We start from the raw sequence: 21,354 nt of genomic DNA, 5'->3' as shown, positions 1-21,354 counted from the left end.
CCTGCCGGTGCCATGCCGCGGGGCGCCGCCGCGCGGCGCGCCCCTCGCGCCGGCCGCTGCGCGTCGTGCCGCCGGTGCTGCTCCTGGACCTCTCCCATCCGCCGCCCTGTCCGCAGGCGCCGCCCGTCCCCTCTGGACCCGCCCCCGCGACCGGACCAGAGAGGATGACATGGACCAACCCCGCACGACCCACACCAGAGAGATCGAGTTTCCCGTCGAGGGCCTGAGCTGCGCGGCCTGCGTCGGCCGGGCCGAGCGCGCCCTGGCCGCCGTGCCGGGTGTGGCGGGGGCGAGCGTGAACCTCGCCACCCGCCGCGCCCGGGTGCGGCTGGATGACCCGGCCGCGGTGACGCCAGCGCTCGCCGCGCTCGAGCGGGCGGGCTATCCGGCGGCGCTGGCCTCCACCCGGCTGAGCGTCGAGGGGATGACCTGCGCAAGCTGCACCGGCCGGGTCGAGCGGGCGCTGACCGCGCTGCCCGGCGTGACCGGGGCGGCGGCGAACCTTGCCACCCGCTCGGTCAGCGTCACCCACGCCCCCGGCGTCTCGCCCGAGGCGCTCGCCGGGGCGGTGACGCGGGCGGGCTATCCGGCGACGGCGCCCTCGGACGGCGCGCCGGCCCCGGCGGTCCCCGACGAGGCCGCCGCGCTGCGCCGCCGGCTGATCCTCGCCGCGGTCCTGACCCTGCCGGTGTTCGTGGCCGAGATGGGCGGGCACATGATCCCCGGCTTCCACCACTGGCTCATGCACCGCGTCGATGAACAGGTGCTGTGGCTCGGGCAGATGCTGCTGACGCTTGCGGTGCTGGTCGGGCCGGGGCGCGGGTTCTTCGCCCACGGCATCCCCGCGCTGCTGCGCGGCGCGCCCGAGATGAACAGCCTCGTGGCGCTCGGCGCCGGCGCGGCGTTCCTCTATTCCAGCGTGGTGACGCTGGCGCCCGGCCTGGTGCCGCCCGAGGCGCGGCACGTCTATTTCGAGGCCGCAGCGGTCATCGTCACCCTGATCCTCATGGGCCGCTGGCTCGAGGCCCGCGCCCGCGGGCAGGCGGGGCAGGCGATCCGGCGGCTGGTGGAGCTGGCCCCCGCCACCGCCACCGTGCTGCGCGGCGGGGCCGAGGTCGAGCTGCCGGTGGCCGAACTGGTGCCGGGCGACCTAGTGCGGCTCAAGCCCGGCGCGCGGGTGGCGGCGGACGGCGAGATCACCGAGGGCGAGGGCGCCATCGACGAGGCGATGCTGACCGGCGAGCCGGTGCCCGCGGTCAAGCGGCCCGGCGACCCGGTGACCGGCGGCACGGTCAACGGCCCCGCGGCGCTGACCTATCGCGTGACCGCCACCGGCGCCGACACCGCGCTCGCCCGGATCGTGCGGCTGGTCGAGGACGCGCAGGCCACCAAGCTGCCGGTGCAGGCGATGGTGGACCGGGTGACGCGGGTGTTCGTGCCGGTGGTCATGGCGCTGGCCGCGTTGGCCTTTGGCCTGTGGCTGGTCTTCGGCCCCGGCCTCGCCCCGGCGCTGGTCGCCGGGGTGGCGGTGCTGATCATCGCCTGCCCCTGTGCGATGGGGCTGGCCGTGCCGGTCTCGATCATGGTCGGGACCGGGCGGGGGGCCGAGCTGGGCATCCTCTTCCGCCGCGGCGACGCGCTGCAGCGGCTGGCCGAGGCGCGCGTGGTGGGGTTCGACAAGACCGGCACGCTGACCGAGGGGCGCCCGGCGCTGGTGGCGCTGGAGACCGAGGGGATGGATGCGGCCGAGGCGCTGCGTCTGGCCGCCGCCGCCGAGGCGATGAGCGAGCACCCCCTCGCCGCCGCGGTGCTGGCCGCGGCGCGGGACCGGGGGCTGGCGCTGCCGCAGGCCACAGGCGTCCGGGCGGCGGTGGGGCAGGGGCTCTCGGCCTCGGTCGAGGGGCGCGCGGTGCTGATCGGCAACGCCGGCGCCCTGACCGGGGCGGGCGTGGCGCTGACCCCGCGGCTCGCCGCGCGGGCCGAGGCGCTGGCGGCCGAGGCCGCGACGCCGGTGCACCTGGCAGTGGACGGCGCCCATGTCGCGGTGCTCGGCATGGCCGATCCGGTCCGCGCCAGCTCGGCCGAGGCCGTCGCGGCGCTGCACCGGCTGGGGCTCAAGGTGGCGATGATCTCGGGCGACGTGCCGGCGGCGGCCGAGGCGGTCGGGCGGCGGCTCGGGATCGACGACGTGACCGGGGGCGTGCTGCCCGAGGGCAAGCTCGAGGCGATCCGGGCGATGGGCCGGGGCAGCGTCTTCGTCGGCGACGGGATCAACGACGCCCCGGCGCTGGCCGCGGCCGAGACCGGCATCGCGCTCGGCTCGGGCACCGATGTGGCGATCGAGGCGGCCGAGGTTGTGCTCGCCTCGGGCGATCCGGCGGGCGTCGCGCGGGCGATCCGGCTGAGCCGCGCGGTGATGCGCAACATCCGCCAGAACCTGTTCTGGGCCTTTGCCTACAACGCCGCGCTGATCCCGGTGGCGATGGGGGCGCTGGTGCCCTTCGGGGGGCCGCAGCTCTCGCCGGTGCTCGCCGCAGGCGCCATGGCGATGTCGTCGGTCTTCGTGGTGACGAACGCGCTGCGGCTCAGGCGGTTTGCCTAAGCCTGCGGGCCGATCAGGCTGTCGACCCACGCGGGGACGGTGGTCCCCGCCGGCCCCGCGATGGTGCGCTCGAACCGGCCCGGCGCGGTGGGGTCGAGGTTCAGCTCGACCGTCTCGGCCCCCATGGCGGCGGCCAGATCGACGAAGCCCGCGGCCGGATAGACCTGGCCCGAGGTGCCGATGGCGGCGAACAGGTCGGCCTCGGCCAGCGCGGCCTCGATCCGGTCCATGTGATAGGGCATCTCGCCGAACCAGACGATGTCGGGCCGGGCGGCGGGGGCGCCACAGGCCGGGCAGCGGGTGCCGCGCGGCATCGTCTCGGGCGCGGGCCAGCGGTGCCCGCAGGCGGCGCAGAGCGCGCTGTCGAGCCGGCCGTGCATGTGGATCACGTCCCGCGCCCCGGCCCGGTCGAGCAGCGCATCGACGTTCTGGGTGATGAGCGTGACGCCGGCCGCATGGCTCAGCCGGGCCAGCGCATGATGGGCGGGGTTCGGCGCCACCGCGGCGGCTGCGGCCCGGCGCAGGTCGTAGAACCGCAGCACGAGGTCGGGGTCGCGGGCAAAGGCCTCGGGCGTGGCCACGTCCTCGACCCGGTGCTGTTCCCACAGCCCGCCCGCGTCGCGGAAGGTGGCGATGCCGCTTTCGGCCGAAAGCCCGGCGCCGGTCAGCACCACGATGCGGTCAGGGCGGCGGGCCATCGGCGCGGTCTTTCAGCGGCGAGCGTCAGGGACGATCACAGGGCAGGGGCGTCAGCGCGCGCAATAGGCCTCGGCCGCGGCGGCGAAGTTCTTGTAGCGGTCCCAGAACTGGTTGTCCGAGGCGCTCTTCGACATCCGCACGTCCTGCGCCTGCTGGGCGTCGCGGAAGAAGCCCGCGGCGCGGCGCTGGTCGGCGCGCGACAGCGTCATGTCCGCGACCTGCTGGATGCAGCCGCAGAGCGCCGGGTTGCGGGCGCCGCGTTCGGACCGCACGCAGGCGTTGTCCACCGGACCCGCGACGGCGAAGGGCGCGGTCATCAGGATCGCGGCCACGGCCACGGCAGGCTTCAGCACCGATGATTTCAGCATGGCGTCAGGCTCCTGTCCCCGGGAAAGCTGCCTTGGCGGCAGTCGTTGGTCATGGGCTTCCGATACCAAATCCGGGGCGTTGCGACAATCGTCCCGATGTCGCAGGACACAAGCGGTAGGGTCTCCGCCGCCCGCCCACCAGATATTGTGGCATCCCGCGCGTTCCCGCTCGCCTCACGCGCGAATCACCCGGGCGTGAGGCCGGCTTGCGCCGCGGCCGGGGGCGGTCTAGGCGCGGGACCATGCTGACCATCGGCCTCGATGCGGACGACACGCTGTGGGAGAACGAGGCGTTCTTCCATCTGACCCAGGACGATTTCGTCGCCCTGCTGTCGGACCATGCCGACCCCGCCACCATCCGCGCGCGGCTCTACGACACCGAGATCCGCAACCTCGAGATCTACGGCTACGGGATCAAGGGCTTCACGCTGTCGATGATCCAGACCGCGCTGGAACTGACCGGGGGCGAATTGCCCGGCCCGGTCACGGCCCGGCTCCTGGCGCTGGGGCAGGAGATGCTGCGCCACCCGGTCCGCCTGCTCGCGGGCGTCGAGGAGGCGCTGGCGGGGCTCGCCGGACACCGGCTCATCCTGATCACCAAGGGCGACGTGCTGGATCAGGAGCGCAAGCTCGCCACCTCGGGGCTGGCCGAGGCCTTCGACAAGGTCGAGATCGTCCAGCACAAGACGCCCGCGGCCTACCTGTCCGTGCTGCGCCGGGCCGGGATCGCGGCCGAGGGGTTCCTGATGGCGGGAAACTCGATGCGCTCGGACGTGCTGCCGGTGATCGAGATCGGCGGCCACGGGGTGCTGATCCCCGCGGCGCTCGGGTGGGCGCACGAGGATGCCGCGGACCCCGATCACCCGCGCTTCCACCGGCTGGACCGGATCGCCGCGCTGCCCGCGCTGATCGCGCGGATCGAGGCGGGCGGCTGACGGCGAGCGGGGCGGTCAGTCCAGCGGAACGGGGGTGTAGCCCTCGGCCGAGATCACCTCGGCGGCGCGGGCGGTGCCCAGCTCCTCGACGGTGACGATCTTGCTGGCGAGATCGGCGGTGGCGCGGCCGCCGGCCGCGGCGACGGCCTTTTCGATGGCGGCGGTGCAATGGCCGCAGGTCATGTCCTCGACGTGGAACCTCATCGCGCATCCTTTCCCGGCTTGACGCTGCGGAGGGACTCTAGCATCGCCCGGACCATGACCGCCAGCACCCGCCCCACCCCCACGGCACCCGACCTCGGCAACCTGCGCGCCGCCGGCTGGATGACCGGCGCGATGGCGATGTTCGCGGTCGAGGATGCCGCGATCAAGGTGCTGGGCGTGCGGCTGGGCGCGGGGCAGATCGTGGCGGCGCTGGGGGCGGCCGGGCTTGCCGTGTTCTGGGCGCTGCTGGCGCGCGACGGCGGTCGGCTCTGGACCCGCGACCTGCTGCGCCCGGCGGTGGTGCTGCGCAACGCGGGCGAGCTGCTCGGGACGCTCTGCTTCGTCTCGGCGCTGGCGCTGAGCGACCTCGCCTCGGCCTCGGCGATCCTGCAGGCGCTGCCGCTGGCGCTGGTGATGGGCGGGGCGCTGTTTCTGGGCGAGCGGGTGGGCTGGCGGCGCTGGGCGGCGATCCTCGCGGGGTTCGCGGGGGTGCTGATGATCGTGCGGCCGGGCACGGCGGCGTTCCAGCCCGCCTCGCTGCTGGCGCTGGTGGCGGTGGCGGGACTGGCGCTGCGCGACCTCTCGACCCGGCGGATGCCGCGCCACGTGCCCTCGCACCAGCTCTCGGCCTCGGCCTATGCGGCGCTGATCCCCGGCGGGCTGGCGCTGGCGGCGGCCGAGGGGCGCGCGATGCTGGTCCCCGACCGCGCCGAGGCGCTGGCCCTCGTCGTCGCGGTGCTGGTCGGCACGCTCGGCTACGCGATGATGGTCCGCGCCACGCGGGTGGGAGAGGCCTCGGCCGTGGCCCCGTTCCGCTATACCCGGCTGGTCTTCACCCTCGTGCTCGCCGTGGCGTTCTTCGGCGAACGCCCCGATGCCGCGACCCTCGCCGGGGCAGCGGTGATCGTCGGGGCGGGCAGCTTTGCCATGTGGCGCGAGTTCCGCCGCGCCCGCGCCGCGGGGCCGCCGCCGGGCCCGCGCGTCTGACCCCTTCCCGCGTGGCCGTGGCCCCTGTATAGCCCGGCCATGACCGAGCTTTCCCTCATCCGCAATTTCTCGATCGTGGCCCATATCGACCACGGCAAATCCACGCTGGCCGATCGTCTGATCCAGATGACCGGCACCGTCGCCGAGCGCGACATGAAGGAGCAGCTGCTCGACAGCATGGACATCGAGCGGGAACGCGGCATCACCATCAAGGCCAACACGGTGCGGATCTCGTATCCCGCCAAGGACGGCCAGACCTATACGCTGAACCTGATCGACACCCCCGGCCACGTCGACTTCGCCTATGAGGTCAGCCGCTCGATGCGCGCGGTCGAGGGCTCGCTCCTGGTCGTGGACGCGAGTCAGGGGGTCGAGGCGCAGACCCTCGCCAACGTCTATCAGGCGATCGACGCGGGGCACGAGATCGTGCCGGTGCTGAACAAGATCGACCTGCCCGCGGCCGAGCCCGAGCGGGTCAAGGAAAACATCGAGGACGTGATCGGCATCGACGCCTCGGACGCGGTGATGATCTCGGCCAAGACGGGCCTCGGCATCCCCGACGTGCTGGAAGCCATCGTGACGCGGCTGCCGGCGCCGAAGGGCGAGCGCGACGCGCCCCTCAAGGCGATGCTGGTCGACAGCTGGTATGACGCCTATCTGGGCGTCGTCGTGATGATCCGGGTCATGGACGGGGTGATCCGCAAGGGCGACCGGGTCAAGATGATGCAGACCGGCGCGGTCTACGGCATCGACAAGCTGGCCGTGCTGACCCCGGCGATGAAGGACATCGCCGAGCTGGGGCCGGGCGAGATCGGCGTCTTCACCGCCTCGATCAAGCAGGTGCGCGACACCCGCGTTGGCGACACCATCACCCACGAGCGCAAGGGCACCGACCAGCCGCTGCCCGGCTTCAAGCCCGCCCAGCCGGTGGTGTTCTGCGGCCTCTTCCCGGTCGACGCCAACGACTTCGACGCCCTGCGCGACGCCATCGAGAAGCTGGCGCTGAACGACGCGAGCTTCAGCTATGAGATGGAGACCTCGGCCGCGCTCGGCTTCGGCTTCCGCTGCGGGTTCCTGGGGCTCCTGCATCTCGAGGTGGTGCGCGACCGGCTGGAACGGGAATACGACCTGGACCTGATCACCACGGCGCCCTCGGTCGTGTTCAAGCTCTACATGCGCGACGGCGAGGTGCGCGACCTGCACAACCCCGCCGACATGCCCGACCTGACGCTCGTGGACCATATCGAGGAGCCGCGGATCAAGGCCACGATCATGGTCCCCGACGAGTATCTGGGCGACGTGCTGAAGCTGTGCCAGGACCGCCGCGGCATCCAGCTGGACCTGACCTATGCCGGCAACCGGGCGATGGTCGTCTATGACCTGCCGCTGGCCGAGGTGGTGTTCGATTTCTACGACCGGCTGAAATCGGTGACCAAGGGCTATGCGTCCTTCGACTACCAGATCTCGGAATACCGCGAGGATCACCTGGTCAAGATGTCGATCCTGGTGAACGACGAGCCGGTGGACGCGCTGTCGATCATGGTCCACCGCGACCGCGCCGAGGCACGCGGCCGGGTGATGGTCGAAAAGCTGAAGGAGCTGATCCCCCGCCACATGTTCAAGATCCCGATCCAGGCGGCCATCGGCGGCCGGGTGATCGCCCGCGAGACGCTGGCCGCGCTGCGCAAGGACGTGACGGCGAAGTGCTATGGCGGGGACGCGACGCGGAAGAAGAAGCTGCTGGAGAAGCAGAAGGCGGGGAAGAAGAAGATGCGGCAGTTCGGGAAGGTGGAGATCCCGCAGAGCGCGTTTATTTCGGCGTTGAAGATGGATGGGTGAGGGGTGGCAAACGAAAATCTCGCACGTCGGCTTCAGTCCGGTCTTTCAGTTTTCGGGTGGTATACGAAAATTGAAAACGGTGAATTTTCAGTTCATGTTGATTTAAATTTCGATACAGGAAAATTCGGCGGCTCTTCAGATGACAAAGTGCAGTTCGAACTCGATTTTAAGCGGGTTGAAGTAATTGTCTTTTGTGGGGATCGTGTCGAACCAATCAAAAGTTCTATCGCAAGAACGTTAAGTTTGGATTCGGCAACGGCGAAAATAATTCAGGAAACAAGAGCCGAGAGCGGCGCATCGGGCGGGCTGTCTATCAACGAGGTGGCGATTCCCAAGGTTGAGCTGGCAGTATCCGGGAAGGTTTCCAAAACTACGGTTTCAACGGTAGAACGAATTCAGTCTGCTGCTACTATCGCCGTTCGGCACCTATTGACAGAAAACCTCCATCCAACATGGGATATTCGGTCTGTTGATGGGGGCGAGCTGACCGGCGCGCCCTGGGACCCTGTCCACGAGCCACGGTTCAGGTTCAATTTCTCCGTTGACCGCAACGAACCCTATCCTCATCTTAAGGTCGTTGTTAAGTGCAGGTCAGAGGATCTTATATTAAAGTCTATTAAAATCAAGGATGAGACACAGCAGTTGAGATGGAGAAAAAATAGAGCCCTGATGCGAATCGTATTGCGGCGGAACAGTACCTTAAAAGTTTAATCGAGAAGGAAGGCCTTCCGCTTCCAAATATTAGCCATCCGTACGGAGACGTCGTTGTAGCCGACGTTATTCTAACGGTCGAATAGGGCTTAGAAGTGGACTGGCAAGACCGACTTCTGAAGATTTTGCTTGCTGATACAAACAGCCTCAAAGAACTCGCATTGCTTGCGGGAGGCGATCCCAAAAGCTTCTATCGCACTGCCGATTTTACCTCCGTTGACATTGGCAAATTGGATGCGCGAGGAGTCAAGCTTCCCGAGCTGGAGCATTGGGACATAGGTGGGGCTAAAACGACTCGGCTTCTTATCAAAATTAACCCGCTTGTTCACCTGGTAATCAAAAACGGCAATGTCGGCGCGCTAAGTGCTCACATCAATGTCCTGCTTAGGACTTTTTTAGACGATCATTTCCCGATGCTGATGAGTCACAAGAAGCTGAACTCTCGTCGCCTAGAAAATGAACTATTGGCTAAAATGCTAGATAATTTTCGGTTCTCTGAGCCGCCGCCGATATTTGATAGAAAGACCGTTAGCTATCATGTCGAGGAATCGCTGAAGGAGAGAATATCTTTAGAGGCTAGACGTATTGGGCAAACCCAAACAGAGTTTGCGAGGGTTGCTATCTATTACACTCTGCTAAACGATAGCGTCCGAGGGTACGAGATTTATCAGCGGCGCATCGTCGAAGGTAGTTTGGTCAATGTGCTCAAAGAATATCTCCAGCGGGGTACTCTGGACAGGATTGTAATTAACAATCTTAAGGAGAAGAAGAAAACCTCGCTTGACTTAAGGCAGTCTTTGGAGGGGTTCCGCTCCGTACAGGTGCATCGTCAATTGCTAGAATAGTAGGGAGTGCAGAGTGCGTGCTCGCACTCGCCAATTCCCTTCTCACCGCAAAGGTGCGTGTGAACACGCACCCTACCGCTGCCACCTCGGTCTGCCGATCTCGCGGTGGACGGAAGGACACCCGTAGGGTGCGTGCTAGCACGCACCATTTCCCCGAACGCCGCAAAGGTGCTTGTGAACACGCACCTTACCACTCCCATCTCGGCCCGCTGATTTCGCGAAGGACGGACGAATACGGCCAGTCCTCGGGGCGCATGACCAGGCCATGCTTCACCGGGTTGAACCAGCAATAGCGCAGATGCGCCGCGAGGTCGGTTTCGTCGCGGATATGATGCTCCCAATACCGGCGCTGCCAGACCCCGCGTTCGCCGCGCGCGATGTGGCTTTGCCGCCGTGCCCCCATCGGCAAGCCTCGCGAGAACCGCGCCTTGATCAGCCGCCAGCGCAGCGCATAGTCACCGTCCGGCACGCGCCAGATGCAGTGCAAGTGGTTGGGCAGGACCACCCACGCCTCGATCCCGAACGGCCGTTCCGCCCGCGTGACCCGCACCGCCGCGCGCAGGCGCTCGATTTCGGCCACCAGCACATCGCTGCGGCGGTCGGCCAGCGCGACGGTAAAGAACACCGGCGCATCGGACCGGGGCGGGCGGCGGTAATTCGACATGGCCCGAGCATGGCCGCGGACGGGTTAAGGATGCGTTGACGGGTGCTGCCCGCGCCACTTGACCCCCTTAACCCCGCGGGCCACTCTCCCCGCCAACCCGATCCCCGGAGACCCCCATGACCCCCGACGCCGCGAAGAAAACCCTCACCGCCCGCCGTGACGAGCTGCTCGCCTCGCTGACCGAGATCGAGGATCAGCTCGACGATCCGGTGCCGAAGGACTGGGAGGATGCGGCCTCCGAGCGGCAGGGGGACGAGGTGCTGACCGCCCTCGGCCACGCGGAGGAGGCCGAGCTGCGGCGCATCGACGCGGCGCTGGCGCGGATCGAGGCCGGCGAATACGGCGAGTGCGTCCAGTGCGGCAAGGACATCGCCGACAAGCGGCTCGAGCTGCTGCCCGACACGCCCTTCTGCGCCAACTGCGCGCCCTGAGCGGCGCCGCGCTCAGCCGCCGCGCACGGCGTCGGGATGCTCGGCCAGGAACGCCTTGAGCGTCGCGTAGAGGTCACGCGCGTGGGGCAGGTTGTCGGCGTGCAGCGCCGCGCGGATGTCGTCCGAGATCATCTGCTCGACTCGGTGGCCGCCGCCGCGGTGCGTCATCAGCCATTCGGACAGCCGGGCCGCGTCGACCTGGCCCAGATGCTCGTGCTCGGCCACGGCCGCGATCTCGTCGCGGCTGAGGCTGGTCATGTCCAGGATGTCGTCCGGGTTGATCATCGCCGCGCCCTCCCCCTCGCTGATGCCCTGCGATGTGACGGTAGCATGACAGCCGCGGCCGCCCAAAGGAAAAGCCGCGGGGCGGCGGGGGCGCCTCTTGCCGGGGCGGGCCGGGTCTGGTCAGCTCTGATCTGGATCAAGGCGCAGACCGCCGGGCCGCGCTAACCGGGCCGGGCCAACACGAAAGGACCCTCGATGCCGCGTCTCTTCATGCTTCTTCTGTCGATCTCGGTCGGCACGCTGGCCGGGATCGGGGTCATCGCGGCGCTGGTCATGGGGTACTACACCTGGCAGGCGATCCTGCTGGCCGCCGCCATCGGCGCGGTGATCGCGGTGCCGGTGACCTGGGTGGTGGCCAAGCGCATCCAGGCGACCGACCCGGCCGACAGCCTCGACTGAGGCACCCGCGTCAGCCGAGGAACGCCGCCACCCGTGCGGTGACCTCGGCCGGCTTTTCGGCGTGCAGCCAGTGGCCGGTGTCGGCCACGACCTCGATCGTGGCGCGGGGAAAGAGGGCGCGGAACGCCGCCTCGCCCGCGTGATCGACGTAGTCGCTGTCGCCGCCGGCCAGCACCAGCGTCTCGCCGTCGAAATGCGGCCCGTCGTGGTCGGGAAAGCTGGTCAGCGACGCCATCTGGTCGCGCAGCGCGCCGAGGTTCATCCGCCAGCGCGGCGGATCGGACTTGAGGTCGAGCGACTGCAGCAGGAACGCCCGCACGCCGTGATCCTCGATCCGGGCCGAGAGCGCCGCGTCGGCCTGGCTGCGGGTGCGGGCGGACGAGAAATCGGTCTCCTCCATCGCGTCGATCAGCTTGCTCTGCGTGTGGCCGTATTCCACCGGCGCGATGTCGAGGACGACGAGCCGGCGCACCAGCTCGGGCCGGGTCAGCGCCAGCCACATCGCGGCCTTGCCGCCCATCGAATGGCCGACGACATCCGCCTCTCCCCCCTCGGCCTCGATCACCGCGGCGAGGTCAGAGGCCAGCGCGTCGTACGAGTGGTCGTCGTCCCAGAACGAGTCGCCGTGGTTGCGCATGTCGACCGAGACGACGCGCCGCGTCTCGGCCAGTTGGCGGGCGATGACGCCGAGGTTGCGGCCCTGCCCGAACAGCCCGTGGGCGATCAGGACCGGCGGGATGCCGGGGGTGTCGGGGCCGGTGATGGTGGTGGAGAGCGTCATCGATCAACCTTTGCGCGTCTGGCCAGCGCCGATCATTACCCCTAATCTCGGCGCGTTCCAGTGCCAGCAGCGCCGTGGGGGAAACGATGGCCGAACCGGATGTGCAGGCGCTGGCCGACGAGGTCGCGCAGCTCATGGCGCAGCGCTTCGGCGGGGCGAGGCGGGGCACGCGGCCGGACCTCGCCACCATGCTGCGCCGGCGCGGCGGCGCGCTGCCGCGGCGCAAGCGCAAGGCGGCGCAGCGGCTGGCGGCGTTGCAGCAGAAGGCGGTGGTGCCGCGGGTGGCGCGGCAGATCGACACGACGCCGGCGGTGCGCGACCACGCCGAGCTGGTGAAATACCTGCGCCCGCTGGGCGCCGGGCGGCGCTGGACCAACAGTGCCACGAACATCGCCGCGGCGGTGATGTTCGGGCTGATGATCCTTGCCGCCGTGGTGCTGTGGGTGCTGGTCTGGCGCGGGCATCTGGGATGAGACGCTGCGGCGCGCCGCGCCTCCCCTCGCGCCGGGTCGGGGGCACCCCCATCTCGGTCCGATGAGCCACGACCTGCCGCACATCCCTGCGCCCGACACATCGTCACCCGCCGATCCCGTGGGCGACCCGCTCGAGGCGCTGGCCCGGGCGGGCGGGGTGCTGGCCGTCATCACCGGGGTCGAGGGCCCGCATTACCGCAACCCCGGCGCGGTCATGGGTTTCCCGGCGCTCGGGGACGGAGGCCTCGGCGCAGTGGGGCAGCTCAGCTCGGGCTGCATCGAGGCGGACCTGGCGCTGCACGCCGCCGAGGTGTGGCGCGACGGGGCAGGGCGGCAGCTGCGCTATGGGCTCGGCTCGCCCTTCGTGGACCTGCGGCTGCCCTGCGGCGGGGGGCTGGACGTGGCGCTGATCGCGGTCCGCGACCCCGCGCCGCTCAGGGTGGCGCTGGACCTGCGGGCGGCGCGGCGGACGGCGTGGCTGGACCTCGACCTCGGCAACGGCGGCAGCGGGGGGATCGCCGTGGGCGAGGCCCGGCCCGCGCCCGCCCCCGGCCGCTTTGCGCTCGCCGTCCGCCCGCCGCCCGCCTTCGCGGTGCTGGGGGTGGGTGTCGAGGCGCTGACCTTCGCGGCGCTCGCCCACGCCGCGGGCTATCCCGTCACCCTGTCCTCCCCCGACGCCGCGACCCGGACGGCGGCGCGGCGCGCGGGCACGCCGCTCGCCCCGCCCGGGCCGCTCGTCGCGGACGCGCGCACCGCGGTCACGCTGTTCTTCCACGACCACGAGGTCGAGCCCGCGCTGCTGGCCGAGGCGCTGCGCAGCGAGGCCTTCTACATCGGCGCGCAGGGCAGCCTGCGGACCCATCAGCGACGGCTTGCGGCGCTGGCCGAGCTGGGCCTGACCCCGGCCGAGACGGCGCGGCTGCGCGGGCCGATCGGGCTGATCCCCTCGGCCCGTGACCCGCGGGTGCTGGCGGTGTCGGTGCTGGCCGAGGTGCTGGGCGAGGCGCTGTCGGCGGCCCCCGCATGACCGCGGCGGGGGCCTGCGACGCGGGTCTGCTGCTGGCCGCCGGGCACTCGCGCCGCTGGGGGGAGGGGGACAAGCTCCTAGCCGACTGGCGCGGGACGCCGCTTGTGGCCCACGCGGCGGCGGCGCTGGCGGCGGTGCCGCTGGCGCATCGGCTGGCCGTGGTGCGCTCGGCCGAGGTCGCGGCGGTGATCGCCGCGCGGATGCCGGGTTGCCGGATCGTGACGGTGACGGGCGCCGAGATGTCCGACAGCCTGCGCGCGGGCGTGGCCGCGGCTGCGGCGCTGGGGGTCACGCGGCTGCTTGTCACTCTGGGCGACATGCCCGAGGTCACGCCCGCCACCCTGCACCGCATCCTGTCGGCCGCGGGCGACGCGGCTGCCGCCGCGGCCCATGGCCCCGAGGCGCGGCCGGGGCCGCCCGCCTGCCTGCCCGCGGGGCTCTTTCCGGCCGTCGCGGGGCTGTCGGGCGATCAGGGCGCGGGCGGGCTGCTGGCCCGGGCCGGCGCCCGGTGCGTCGCCGTCCCGGCGGCCGAGCTGGCCGACGTGGACGTGCCGACCCCCTGAGACCTGCCGACCCCCTGAGACCTACCCACACCCTGAGCGCCGCTGCGGAACGTCGCCCGTGACGCTGGGACATCGCCGCGCTTCATCTTTATTACCGGAACCGCACCCGGCCCCGCCGGTTCGGTGAGGTATCGCCCCAACCAGCCGAGGTGCCAGCCATGGACGTGACCCTGACCATCAATGGAGAGGCGCGGCGGCTGACGCTCGACGACCCGCGGGTGACCCTCCTCGACGCGCTGCGCCAGCATCTCGACCTGACCGGCACCAAGAAGGGCTGCGACCACGGCCAGTGCGGCGCCTGCACGGTCATGCTCAACGGCCGCCGCATCAACTCGTGCCTGACGCTCGCGGTCATGCACGACGGCGACGAGATCACCACGATCGAGGGGATCGGCCAGCCCGGCGCGCTGGCGCCGATGCAGCAGGCCTTCATCCGCCGCGACGGGTTCCAGTGCGGCTACTGCACCCCCGGCCAGATCGTCTCGGCCACCGCCATGCTCGAGGAGCTGCGCGAGGGCTGGCCGAGCGCCGTCTCGGACGACCTCGGCGCGCCGTCGCTCTCGGACGAGGAGATCCGCGAGCGGATGTCGGGCAACCTCTGCCGCTGCTCGTGCTATCCCAACATCGTGGACGCGATCCGCGACACCGCGGAGGCATCCGCATGAGGCCGTTTTCCTATCAGCGCGCCACCGCCCCGGCCGAGGCGCTGGCCGCGCAGGGCCGCTTCATCGCCGGGGGCACCAACCTTCTGGACCTGATGAAGCTGCAGATCGAGACGCCAAAGGCGCTGGTCGACATCAACCACATCGGGTTGGACGAGATCGCCGCCGACGGCGAGGGGCTGCGGGTCGGCGCGCTGGTGCGCAACGCGGCGCTGGCGGCAGATGATCGGGTGCGGGCGGACTGGCCGCTCTTGTCGCGGGCCATCCTCGCGGGGGCGAGCGGGCAGATCCGCAACCGCGCCACCACCGGCGGCAATCTGTTGCAGCGCACCCGCTGCCCGTATTTCTACGACCTCGACACCCCCTGCAACAAGCGCGAGCCGGGCACTGGCTGTGCCGCCCGCGGCGGGTTCAACCGCAACCTCGCCATCCTCGGCACCTCGCCCGCCTGCATCGCCACCTATCCCGGCGACATGGCCGTGGCGCTCGCCGCGCTCGAAGCGGTGGTCGAGATCGACGGGCCGCAGGGCCCCCGCACCCTGCCGCTGGCCGAGTTCCACCGCCTGCCCGGCGACACGCCCGAGCGCGACACCAACCTCGCCCCGGGCGAGCTGATCACCGCCGTGACCCTGCCCGCGCCCACCGGCGGGGCGCAGCTTTACCGCAAGGTCCGGGACCGCCGCTCGTATGCCTTCGCGCTGGTCTCGGTCGCCGTGGATGTCGTCACCGATGCCGGCCGCATCACCCGGGCGCGCGTGGCCCTGGGCGGGGTCGCGGCACGACCGTGGCGCCTGCCCGAGGCCGAGGCGCTGCTCGAGGGCGAGGCCCCGTCCGAGGCGCTCTTCGGCCGCTTTGCTGACCGCCTGCTCGCCGGCGCCGAGGGGCAGGGCGAGAACGACTTCAAGATTCCCCTGGCGCGACGCACCCTTGTCGCCGTGCTGACCGAGGCCACCAGCGGAGCGCGCGCAGCATGAGCGACCCCATCGAACTGCCCCGCAACCACCTGCGGATGAACAGCAAGGACGAGGACAATTTCTTCGACCACACCCCGCAGGGGGTGCTGACCACGCCCGCCGACCGCCCCGAGGGGCCGCTCAAGGTCACGGGCACGGCGACCTATGCCGATGAGGATCACCCGCCGGGCACCGCGCATGGCTGGTTCGTCCGCGCCCCCATCGCCAAGGGCTGGGTGACGGGCCTCAACACCGCCGAGCTGCGGGCCATGCCGGGCGTCCTCGCGGTGATCCGCGATGACCGGATGATCCGCTATCCGGCGCAGGGCGGGCAGGGGTCGTCGCCCGCACAGGGCCCGTCCGAGATCGCCTTCGTCGGCCAGCCCATCGCGCTGGTGGTGGCCGAGACGCTGGAACAGGCGCGCGACGCGGCCTTTGCCGCCCGGCCGGTGCTGCTCGACCAGTCCGACCGCGCGACGCTCAAGGTCGGGCCCAGGGACTACAGCTCGCCCTTCTTCAAGCAGTCGGTGCAGGGCGACCTCGCCGCGGCGATGCAGGAGGCGGCGTTCACGGTCGATGACCACTACCTCACCCCCTCGATGAGCCACGCGGCGATGGAACCGCACGCCGCCACCGCCTGGTGGGACGGCGACAAGCTGACCGTGCGCGGCAGCTATCAGATGCTGCGCTCGAACGCGGCGGAACTGGCCGACGCGCTGGGGGTCAGCGCCGACAAGGTGCGGATCCTGTCGCCCTATGTGGGCGGCGGGTTCGGCGGCAAGCTGGGCATCGGGCACGAGGCCGTGGGCGCCGCCATCGCGGCGCAGAAGCTCGGCCGCCCGGTCGCCATCGCGCTGCATCGCCGCAACGTGTTCGAGGCGACGCACCGCCGGTCCGAAAGCCGCCAGCGCATCCGGCTGGCCGCGGGCCAGGACGGGCGTCTGACCGGCATCGGCCACGACGCCTGGGTGACGACCATGGCCGGGGCCAGCTTCTCGGAGCCGGTGACGCAGGCCACGCCCTTCACCTATGCCGGTGAGAACCGTCGCATCGGCCACCACATCGCCTCGGTCAACATCACGCCCCCCGGCTCGATGCGGGCCCCGGGCGAGGCGATCGGCGTGCCGATGGTCGAGATCGCCATGGACGAGCTGGCCGAAAAGGCCGGCCTCTGCCCGGTCGAGCTGCGGCTGCGCAACATCCCCGACAAGGACCCGTCGTCGGGGCGGCCGTTCAGCTCGAACCGGCTGGCCGACTGCCTGCGCCGCGGGGCCGAGACCTTCGGCTGGGCCGACCGGCCCGAGCCGGGTACCCGGCGCGAGGGCGAGTGGCTGATCGGCATGGGCATGGCCTCGGCCGTGCGGGTGAACCTGCTGGTGAACTCGACGGCGGCGGTGGTGCTGCTGCCCGACGGCACCGCGCGGGTCGAGACGGACATGACCGACATCGGCACCGGCAGCTACGCCATCCTGACCCAGATCGCCGCCGAGGCGCTGGGCCTGCCGCTCGACCGCGTGACCACGGTGCTGGGCGACAGCGCGCTGCCGCCCTCGGCCGGCTCCGGCGGGTCGTTCGGCGCGGCCTCGGCCGGCAGCTCGGTCCTGCTTGCCGCGCAGGCGGTCCGCGCGCAGATTGCCGAGCGGATGGGGTGCGAGCCGGACGAGCTGACGCTCAAGGACGGGCTGGCCATCGCCCTCAACCGCACCCGCGCGCTCGCCGACATCCTCGCCGGCGACACGCTGCGGGCCGAGGGCGAGATCGACCCGGGCGCCACGCTGCTGACCACGCGGCAGGCGAGCTGGGGGGCGCAGTTCGCCGAGGTCGCGGTCAGCCGCGTCACCGGCGAGGTGCGGCTGCGCCGCCTGTCGGGGGTGTTCGCCACCGGCCGCATCCTGAACGAGAAGACTGCGCGCTCGCAGTGCATCGGCGGGATGATCTTCGGCATCGGCTCGGCGCTGCACGAGGAATCCGCCCGCGACCCGCGCGACGGGCATTTCGTGAACCGCGACCTGGCCGAATACCACATCCCGGCCAACCTCGACGTGCCGCATATCGACGTCGAGTTCCTCGATGACCGCGACCCCTATGCCAACCCGATGGGCGCCAAGGGGATCGGCGAGCTGGCGTGCTGCGGCACCGCCGGGGCGATCGTCAATGCCATCACCAACGCCACCGGAAAGCGCTTCCGCGAGTTCCCGGTGACGCTGGACAAGGTGCTGGCCGAACTCGACTGAGGCGCCCCTCTGCCTGAGATGGAAAAGCCGGCCGCGAGGCCGGCTTTTTTCGTGGCACAGGGGTGGGGGATCAGCCCGCCACCGCCTCGATCCGCACCGGCGTGCCCTTGTAGGCCGGGGTTTTCGACATCTCGTCGTGCAGCGCCAGCGGGACCAGCGGGTTCGTCTCGGGGTAATAGGCCCCGACGCAGCGGTCGGGCAGATCATAGGCGGTGACCGTCAGCCCCTCGACCACGCGGGCGTGGCCGTCCTCGTCGGCGGCGCAGACCAGCCGCGCCTTCTGCCCCTCGGCGAGGCCAGCGCGGGCGATCTCTTCGGGGTTCATCAGCACGATCATCCGGTCCCCCGAAAGGCCGCGCAGCCGGTCCTCGAGCCCGTAGACGGTGGTGTTGAACTGGTCGTTCGAGCGCAGGGTGATCAGCGTGTACTCGTCGTCGGCCAGTTCGCGCCCGAGCCCCGAAAGCTGCGGCGGCACGGTGAACTGGGCCTTGCCGCTGTCGGTCTTCCACACCCGCTCGCGCGCCTTGTTGCCCTTGTAGAAGCCGCCGGGCGCGTGCATCCGCGTCTCGTAATCGCGGAACATCTCGGGCCACGTTTCTTCGATCAGCGCCCGGATGCGGGCATAGTCCGCGATCCAGTCGTCCCACCGCACCTTGGGATTGGGGGCCAGCGTCGCCTTGGCGATCCCAGCCACGATCGTCGGCTCGGACAGGATCGACGGCGCCGCGGGGGTGATCGTCCCGAGCGAGGCGTGGATGTGCGAGAGCGAATCCTCGACCGAGACATATTGCGGACCCGAGGTCTGCTCGTCCTCTTCCGCCCGCACGAGGCAGGGCAGCAGATAGGTGGCGCGGCCGGGCACGAGATGGGTGCGGTTCAGCTTGGTGGCGATGTTCACCACGAGGTCGAGCCCGCCCCACGCGGCCTCGACCCGGGCGATGTCGGGCATCGCGCGCACGAGGTTGCCGCCCAGCGACAGCACCGCCCGCACCGAGCCGTCGATGACCCCTTCGGCCACCTCGACGGTAGTGCGGCCGGTCTCGCGCGGGGGGGCGAAGTCGAACATCCGGGCGAGCTTGTCGAGCGGCACCAGCTCGGGCCGCTCAGCGATCCCCACGGTGCGCTGGCCCTGCACGTTGGAATGGCCGCGCACGGGCGAGATACCCGCCCCCGGACGGCCGATGTTGCCGCGCATCAGCAGCAGGTTGACGAGCGCCCCCAGCGTCTTGCCGCCGTGGACGTGCTGGGTCAGCCCCATGCCGTAGACCGCGATGGTGGCCGGGGCGCGGGCGTAGAGGGTGCCCAGATCCTCGATCACCGCGCGCGAAAGGCCGGTGTGCGCCTCGATCTCGGCCCAGTCGGCGGCGCGGGCGTGGGCCGCGACATCCTCGAACCCGGTGGTGTGCTCGGCGATGAAGTCGCGGTCGATGATCCCGCCCTCGGCCTCGTCGAGCTCCAGCACCCGCTTCGTCATCCCGGTCAGCAGCGCCATGTCGCCACCCGGCCGGATCTGCAGGTAATGGTCGGCGATCTCGGTCACGCCGCCCAGCATCTGCGTCAGCCGCTGCGGGTTGCGGAACCGCAGCAGCCCCGTCTCGCGCAGCGGGTTCAGTACGATGATGCGGCAGCCGCGCTCTTTCGCCTTCTGCAGGTTGTGCAGGAACCGCGGACTGTTCGACCCGGTGTTCTGGCCCAAAAACAGCATCAGGTCGCAATGCTCGAAATCCTCGAGCGTGCAGGTGCCGACGGGCGAGCCGATGAACTCGGCCAGCGCCACGCTGGTCGTCTCGTGGCACATGTTCGAGCTGTCGGGCAGGTTGTTGTGCCCGTAGAGCCGCGCGAAGAGCTGCCACAGATAGGACGTCTCGAGGCTGGCGCGCCCCGAGGCGTAGAACACCGTGTCCTTGGGGTTCATCGGCTTCAGCGCGGCGCCGATCTCGGCAAAGGCGGTGGCCCAATCGATCTCGACATAGCGGTCGGTGGCCGCGTCATAGCGCATCGGATGGGTCAGTCGGCCGGCGCGCTCAAGCTCGAGGTCGGACCAGCCGCGCAGCTCGCTCACCGTGTGCTCGGCCATGAAGTCCGGGCCGCAGCGGGCCTTGACCAGATCCCAGATCGTGGCCTTGGCCCCGTTCTCGCAGAACTCGACGATATGCGGATTGGCGGGCTTGGCCCAGGCGCAGGACGTGCACATGTGCCCGTCGTTCTTGTTCTGGCGGCGCAGCGTGGCCAGCATGTCGAGGGTCAGCCCCTCGGCGCCCGCGACATGGCCCATTCCTTCGAGCGAGCCCCAGCCGCCGGCGGGTCCGTCGAAATGGGCGGTGTCGTCGCGCTGGTCGGCGGGGGTGTCAGCCATGGCTCATGTCTCCGATTGCGGTGTCGGTCGGTTCGTGGATAGGGCAGCGGTTGGCGCGCTCGCGGAACCCGGTCGAGAAGAGATAGGCGTCGCGCCGGGCGCGGTTGATCGCGCCCAAGGGCCGGTGCGCGGCCAGCCCGGTCCAGACCGAGAACCGCAGCCGGTCGTCGGCCGCGCGCGCCGCGGCCGCGTCGAACGAGGGCTGCGCCTCGACCCGCAGCCGCGCCACGGGCAGAAGCGGGCTTTCGTCCTCGGGCCACTCGACGCGCGGGTCCTCGACCGGCATCGTCTCGGGGTCGCGCATGAGCTGGGCGCACAGCTCCCACGTCATGGCGCCGGCGCGGGTGTCGCGGTCCATCGCGGCGCGGATGGCGTCGGGGTGGCCAATGGTGGCGATCTCCTCGCCGCTGTGGCGGGTCAGCGTGTCCGACACCGGCACCAGCGCGTATTTCGCCACGTAGTCCCCGTGCCGGAAGGGCACGGTCGAGAAATAGCGCTCGCCCAGCGGGTGGACGTTCAGCGCCCCGCCGAAGCTCTTGAGCGCCCGGCTTTCCAGCCCCACGGCCTCGATCCCCCGCTCAACCGTCCGCAGCGTGAGCGAGAGCGCCTTCTTCGCCCACTCCAGCCGGTCGGTGGTCAGCGCGAGCAGCTTGAGCGAGCGGGCGAAGTCGGCCGGATCGGGCGAGGCGAATACCGGGGCGTTGACCATCAGGAAATCCTGCGCGTCGCCCTCGGCCCCCGGCAGGCGCGGCCCCTCGACCCCCAGCACCTTGAGCGCGATGCCCCGGGGCAGCGAGATGCTGTCGTCCAGCACGTCGCCGGGGTTGGTCGAGACGCGCAGGATCGCCGGGTGGTCGCCGGGCGTGGCGAACATCCCCTGCGCCAGTTCGGGCGGCAGGTCGGGCAGCACCGACAGCGTGCCGGTCAGATAGGCGTGGGCCTTGGCGTGGACCGCGCGCAGGCCGCGGCCCTCGTCGCGCAGCGTGGTGGCAAGGATCGTGGCCAGCCCTTCCTCGACTGCGGTCAGCCCTTCGGCCTCGTCATCGCGCAGGGTTTCGAGGTCGGGCGAGTAGCGCAGGGCCGGTTTCATGGCGGCAGTCCTTTTCGGGGGGGAGGCTTCAGGGGGTCTGCGGCGAACCGCCCGCGCCGGGACGGGGTTCCGCACGACCGTGCGTCCCTTGACCCCGAGGGTTGCAGTTTTTTGGCAAGCGTGTCCACTCTATCCGGGCGACGTGCGGGTTGCGCGCGGCGCGGGGCACCGGCACGATGAAGCGCTGGTCAGGCCCCTGATCCGCCTCAAGGGCCGCCATCCCGCCGGGCTCATGCCCCCGCCGGG

Annotated in this window: 22 protein-coding genes; 14 read left to right on the top strand and 8 right to left on the bottom strand. The window is 70.5% G+C overall.

Annotation, left to right across the window (positions count from 1 at the left end; all coding sequences use genetic code 11):
• The first annotated feature begins 169 nt into the window (after positions 1–169).
• Positions 170–2,602, top strand: coding sequence for a heavy metal translocating P-type ATPase (locus BLW17_RS03835; RefSeq protein ID WP_074826083.1), 2,433 nt, complete (start codon positions 170–172; stop codon positions 2,600–2,602).
• Here the strand turns inward: BLW17_RS03835 and BLW17_RS03830 are convergent.
• A complete protein-coding gene (locus tag BLW17_RS03830) occupies positions 2,599–3,300 on the bottom strand; it encodes an NAD-dependent deacylase (protein WP_036701528.1) in 702 nt (233 codons plus the stop codon). The two genes, BLW17_RS03835 and BLW17_RS03830, sit on opposite strands and share 4 nt — an antisense overlap.
• A gap of 51 nt (positions 3,301–3,351) precedes the next feature.
• The gene (locus BLW17_RS03825) at positions 3,352–3,669 is read right to left on the bottom strand and encodes a hypothetical protein (protein ID WP_139305898.1); all 318 of its coding nucleotides are present in this window, start codon (positions 3,667–3,669) and stop codon (positions 3,352–3,354) included.
• 242 nt (positions 3,670–3,911) lie between these two features.
• On the opposite strand from BLW17_RS03825, the gene BLW17_RS03820 reads away from it, so the two are divergent.
• Positions 3,912–4,604 carry an HAD family hydrolase gene (locus BLW17_RS03820; protein ID WP_036733088.1) on the top strand — a complete coding sequence of 231 codons (693 nt, stop codon included), beginning with the start codon at positions 3,912–3,914 and terminating at the stop codon, positions 4,602–4,604.
• Positions 4,605–4,619: 15 nt separating this feature from the next.
• Here BLW17_RS03820 and BLW17_RS03815 read toward each other — a convergent pair whose 3' ends face one another.
• Complete coding sequence (locus BLW17_RS03815) at positions 4,620–4,808, bottom strand: cation transporter (protein ID WP_036710783.1); 189 nt, start codon at positions 4,806–4,808, stop codon at positions 4,620–4,622.
• A gap of 54 nt (positions 4,809–4,862) precedes the next feature.
• Here BLW17_RS03815 and BLW17_RS03810 point away from each other — a divergent pair, with 54 nt between their 5' ends.
• The 4 genes from BLW17_RS03810 to BLW17_RS17625 all read left to right on the top strand — a co-directional run bounded on the left by BLW17_RS03810 (position 4,863) and on the right by BLW17_RS17625 (position 9,190).
• Positions 4,863–5,795, top strand: coding sequence for a DMT family transporter (locus BLW17_RS03810; protein ID WP_081969119.1), 933 nt, complete (start codon positions 4,863–4,865; stop codon positions 5,793–5,795).
• 39 nt (positions 5,796–5,834) lie between these two features.
• Positions 5,835–7,634 carry a translation elongation factor 4 gene (lepA, locus tag BLW17_RS03805; RefSeq protein WP_036733090.1) on the top strand — a complete coding sequence of 600 codons (1,800 nt, stop codon included), beginning with the start codon at positions 5,835–5,837 and terminating at the stop codon, positions 7,632–7,634.
• Between the two features lie 3 nt (positions 7,635–7,637).
• A complete protein-coding gene (locus BLW17_RS17630; protein WP_139305897.1) occupies positions 7,638–8,345 on the top strand; it encodes a hypothetical protein in 708 nt (235 codons plus the stop codon).
• Positions 8,346–8,440: 95 nt separating this feature from the next.
• The gene (locus tag BLW17_RS17625; RefSeq protein WP_139305896.1) at positions 8,441–9,190 is read left to right on the top strand and encodes a hypothetical protein; all 750 of its coding nucleotides are present in this window, start codon (positions 8,441–8,443) and stop codon (positions 9,188–9,190) included.
• Between the two features lie 187 nt (positions 9,191–9,377).
• On the opposite strand, the gene BLW17_RS03800 is transcribed toward BLW17_RS17625, so the two are convergent.
• Positions 9,378–9,854, bottom strand: coding sequence for an REP-associated tyrosine transposase (locus BLW17_RS03800; protein WP_036733092.1), 477 nt, complete (start codon positions 9,852–9,854; stop codon positions 9,378–9,380).
• A 116-nt stretch (positions 9,855–9,970) separates the two neighbouring features.
• Between BLW17_RS03800 and BLW17_RS03795 the strand changes: the two genes are divergently transcribed.
• Positions 9,971–10,285: a TraR/DksA family transcriptional regulator gene (locus BLW17_RS03795; RefSeq protein WP_036733094.1), complete on the top strand. Its 315-nt coding sequence runs from the start codon at positions 9,971–9,973 to the stop codon at positions 10,283–10,285.
• A 12-nt stretch (positions 10,286–10,297) separates the two neighbouring features.
• Here BLW17_RS03795 and BLW17_RS03790 read toward each other — a convergent pair whose 3' ends face one another.
• On the bottom strand, positions 10,298–10,570 hold the full coding sequence (locus tag BLW17_RS03790) for a hypothetical protein (protein WP_036733096.1): 273 nt from the start codon (positions 10,568–10,570) through the stop codon (positions 10,298–10,300).
• A 195-nt stretch (positions 10,571–10,765) separates the two neighbouring features.
• Between BLW17_RS03790 and BLW17_RS03785 the strand changes: the two genes are divergently transcribed.
• Positions 10,766–10,969: a hypothetical protein gene (locus BLW17_RS03785; protein WP_036701545.1), complete on the top strand. Its 204-nt coding sequence runs from the start codon at positions 10,766–10,768 to the stop codon at positions 10,967–10,969.
• Between the two features lie 10 nt (positions 10,970–10,979).
• Here BLW17_RS03785 and BLW17_RS03780 read toward each other — a convergent pair whose 3' ends face one another.
• Positions 10,980–11,750 (bottom strand): alpha/beta fold hydrolase, encoded by a 771-nt coding sequence (locus tag BLW17_RS03780; RefSeq protein WP_036733097.1) that lies wholly within the window; start codon positions 11,748–11,750, stop codon positions 10,980–10,982.
• 86 nt (positions 11,751–11,836) lie between these two features.
• Here BLW17_RS03780 and BLW17_RS03775 point away from each other — a divergent pair, with 86 nt between their 5' ends.
• The 6 genes from BLW17_RS03775 to BLW17_RS03750 all read left to right on the top strand — a co-directional run bounded on the left by BLW17_RS03775 (position 11,837) and on the right by BLW17_RS03750 (position 17,662).
• A complete protein-coding gene (locus BLW17_RS03775) occupies positions 11,837–12,223 on the top strand; it encodes a hypothetical protein (protein ID WP_036701550.1) in 387 nt (128 codons plus the stop codon).
• A gap of 61 nt (positions 12,224–12,284) precedes the next feature.
• Positions 12,285–13,250 (top strand): XdhC family protein, encoded by a 966-nt coding sequence (locus BLW17_RS03770; protein ID WP_074826080.1) that lies wholly within the window; start codon positions 12,285–12,287, stop codon positions 13,248–13,250.
• Positions 13,247–13,813, top strand: coding sequence for a nucleotidyltransferase family protein (locus tag BLW17_RS03765; protein ID WP_052176344.1), 567 nt, complete (start codon positions 13,247–13,249; stop codon positions 13,811–13,813). Before BLW17_RS03770 ends, BLW17_RS03765 begins: the two co-directional genes overlap by 4 nt.
• 158 nt (positions 13,814–13,971) lie before the next feature.
• Entirely contained in the window at positions 13,972–14,478 is a 507-nt protein-coding gene (locus BLW17_RS03760) for a 2Fe-2S iron-sulfur cluster-binding protein (RefSeq protein ID WP_074826078.1), read from the top strand.
• Positions 14,475–15,449, top strand: a complete 975-nt coding sequence (locus tag BLW17_RS03755; protein ID WP_036733103.1) for an FAD binding domain-containing protein — start codon at positions 14,475–14,477, stop codon at positions 15,447–15,449. The genes BLW17_RS03760 and BLW17_RS03755 overlap by 4 nt, the downstream gene beginning before the upstream one ends.
• Complete coding sequence (locus BLW17_RS03750; protein ID WP_036733106.1) at positions 15,446–17,662, top strand: xanthine dehydrogenase family protein molybdopterin-binding subunit; 2,217 nt, start codon at positions 15,446–15,448, stop codon at positions 17,660–17,662. The genes BLW17_RS03755 and BLW17_RS03750 overlap by 4 nt, the downstream gene beginning before the upstream one ends.
• 70 nt (positions 17,663–17,732) lie before the next feature.
• Here BLW17_RS03750 and BLW17_RS03745 read toward each other — a convergent pair whose 3' ends face one another.
• Together BLW17_RS03745 and BLW17_RS03740 are read right to left on the bottom strand one after the other, a co-directional pair.
• On the bottom strand, positions 17,733–20,018 hold the full coding sequence (locus tag BLW17_RS03745; protein WP_036733109.1) for an FdhF/YdeP family oxidoreductase: 2,286 nt from the start codon (positions 20,016–20,018) through the stop codon (positions 17,733–17,735).
• The gene (locus tag BLW17_RS03740; RefSeq protein WP_036733112.1) at positions 20,011–21,108 is read right to left on the bottom strand and encodes a catalase family protein; all 1,098 of its coding nucleotides are present in this window, start codon (positions 21,106–21,108) and stop codon (positions 20,011–20,013) included. Before BLW17_RS03740 ends, BLW17_RS03745 begins: the two co-directional genes overlap by 8 nt.
• Positions 21,109–21,354 lie beyond the last annotated feature (246 nt).

The sequence above is a fragment of the Paracoccus sanguinis genome, assembly GCF_900106665.1.
GTDB classification, from domain to species: domain Bacteria; phylum Pseudomonadota; class Alphaproteobacteria; order Rhodobacterales; family Rhodobacteraceae; genus Paracoccus; species Paracoccus panacisoli.
The sequence above is the reverse complement of the archived record's forward strand: the minus strand, read 5'-3'. Positions and strand labels throughout refer to the sequence as shown.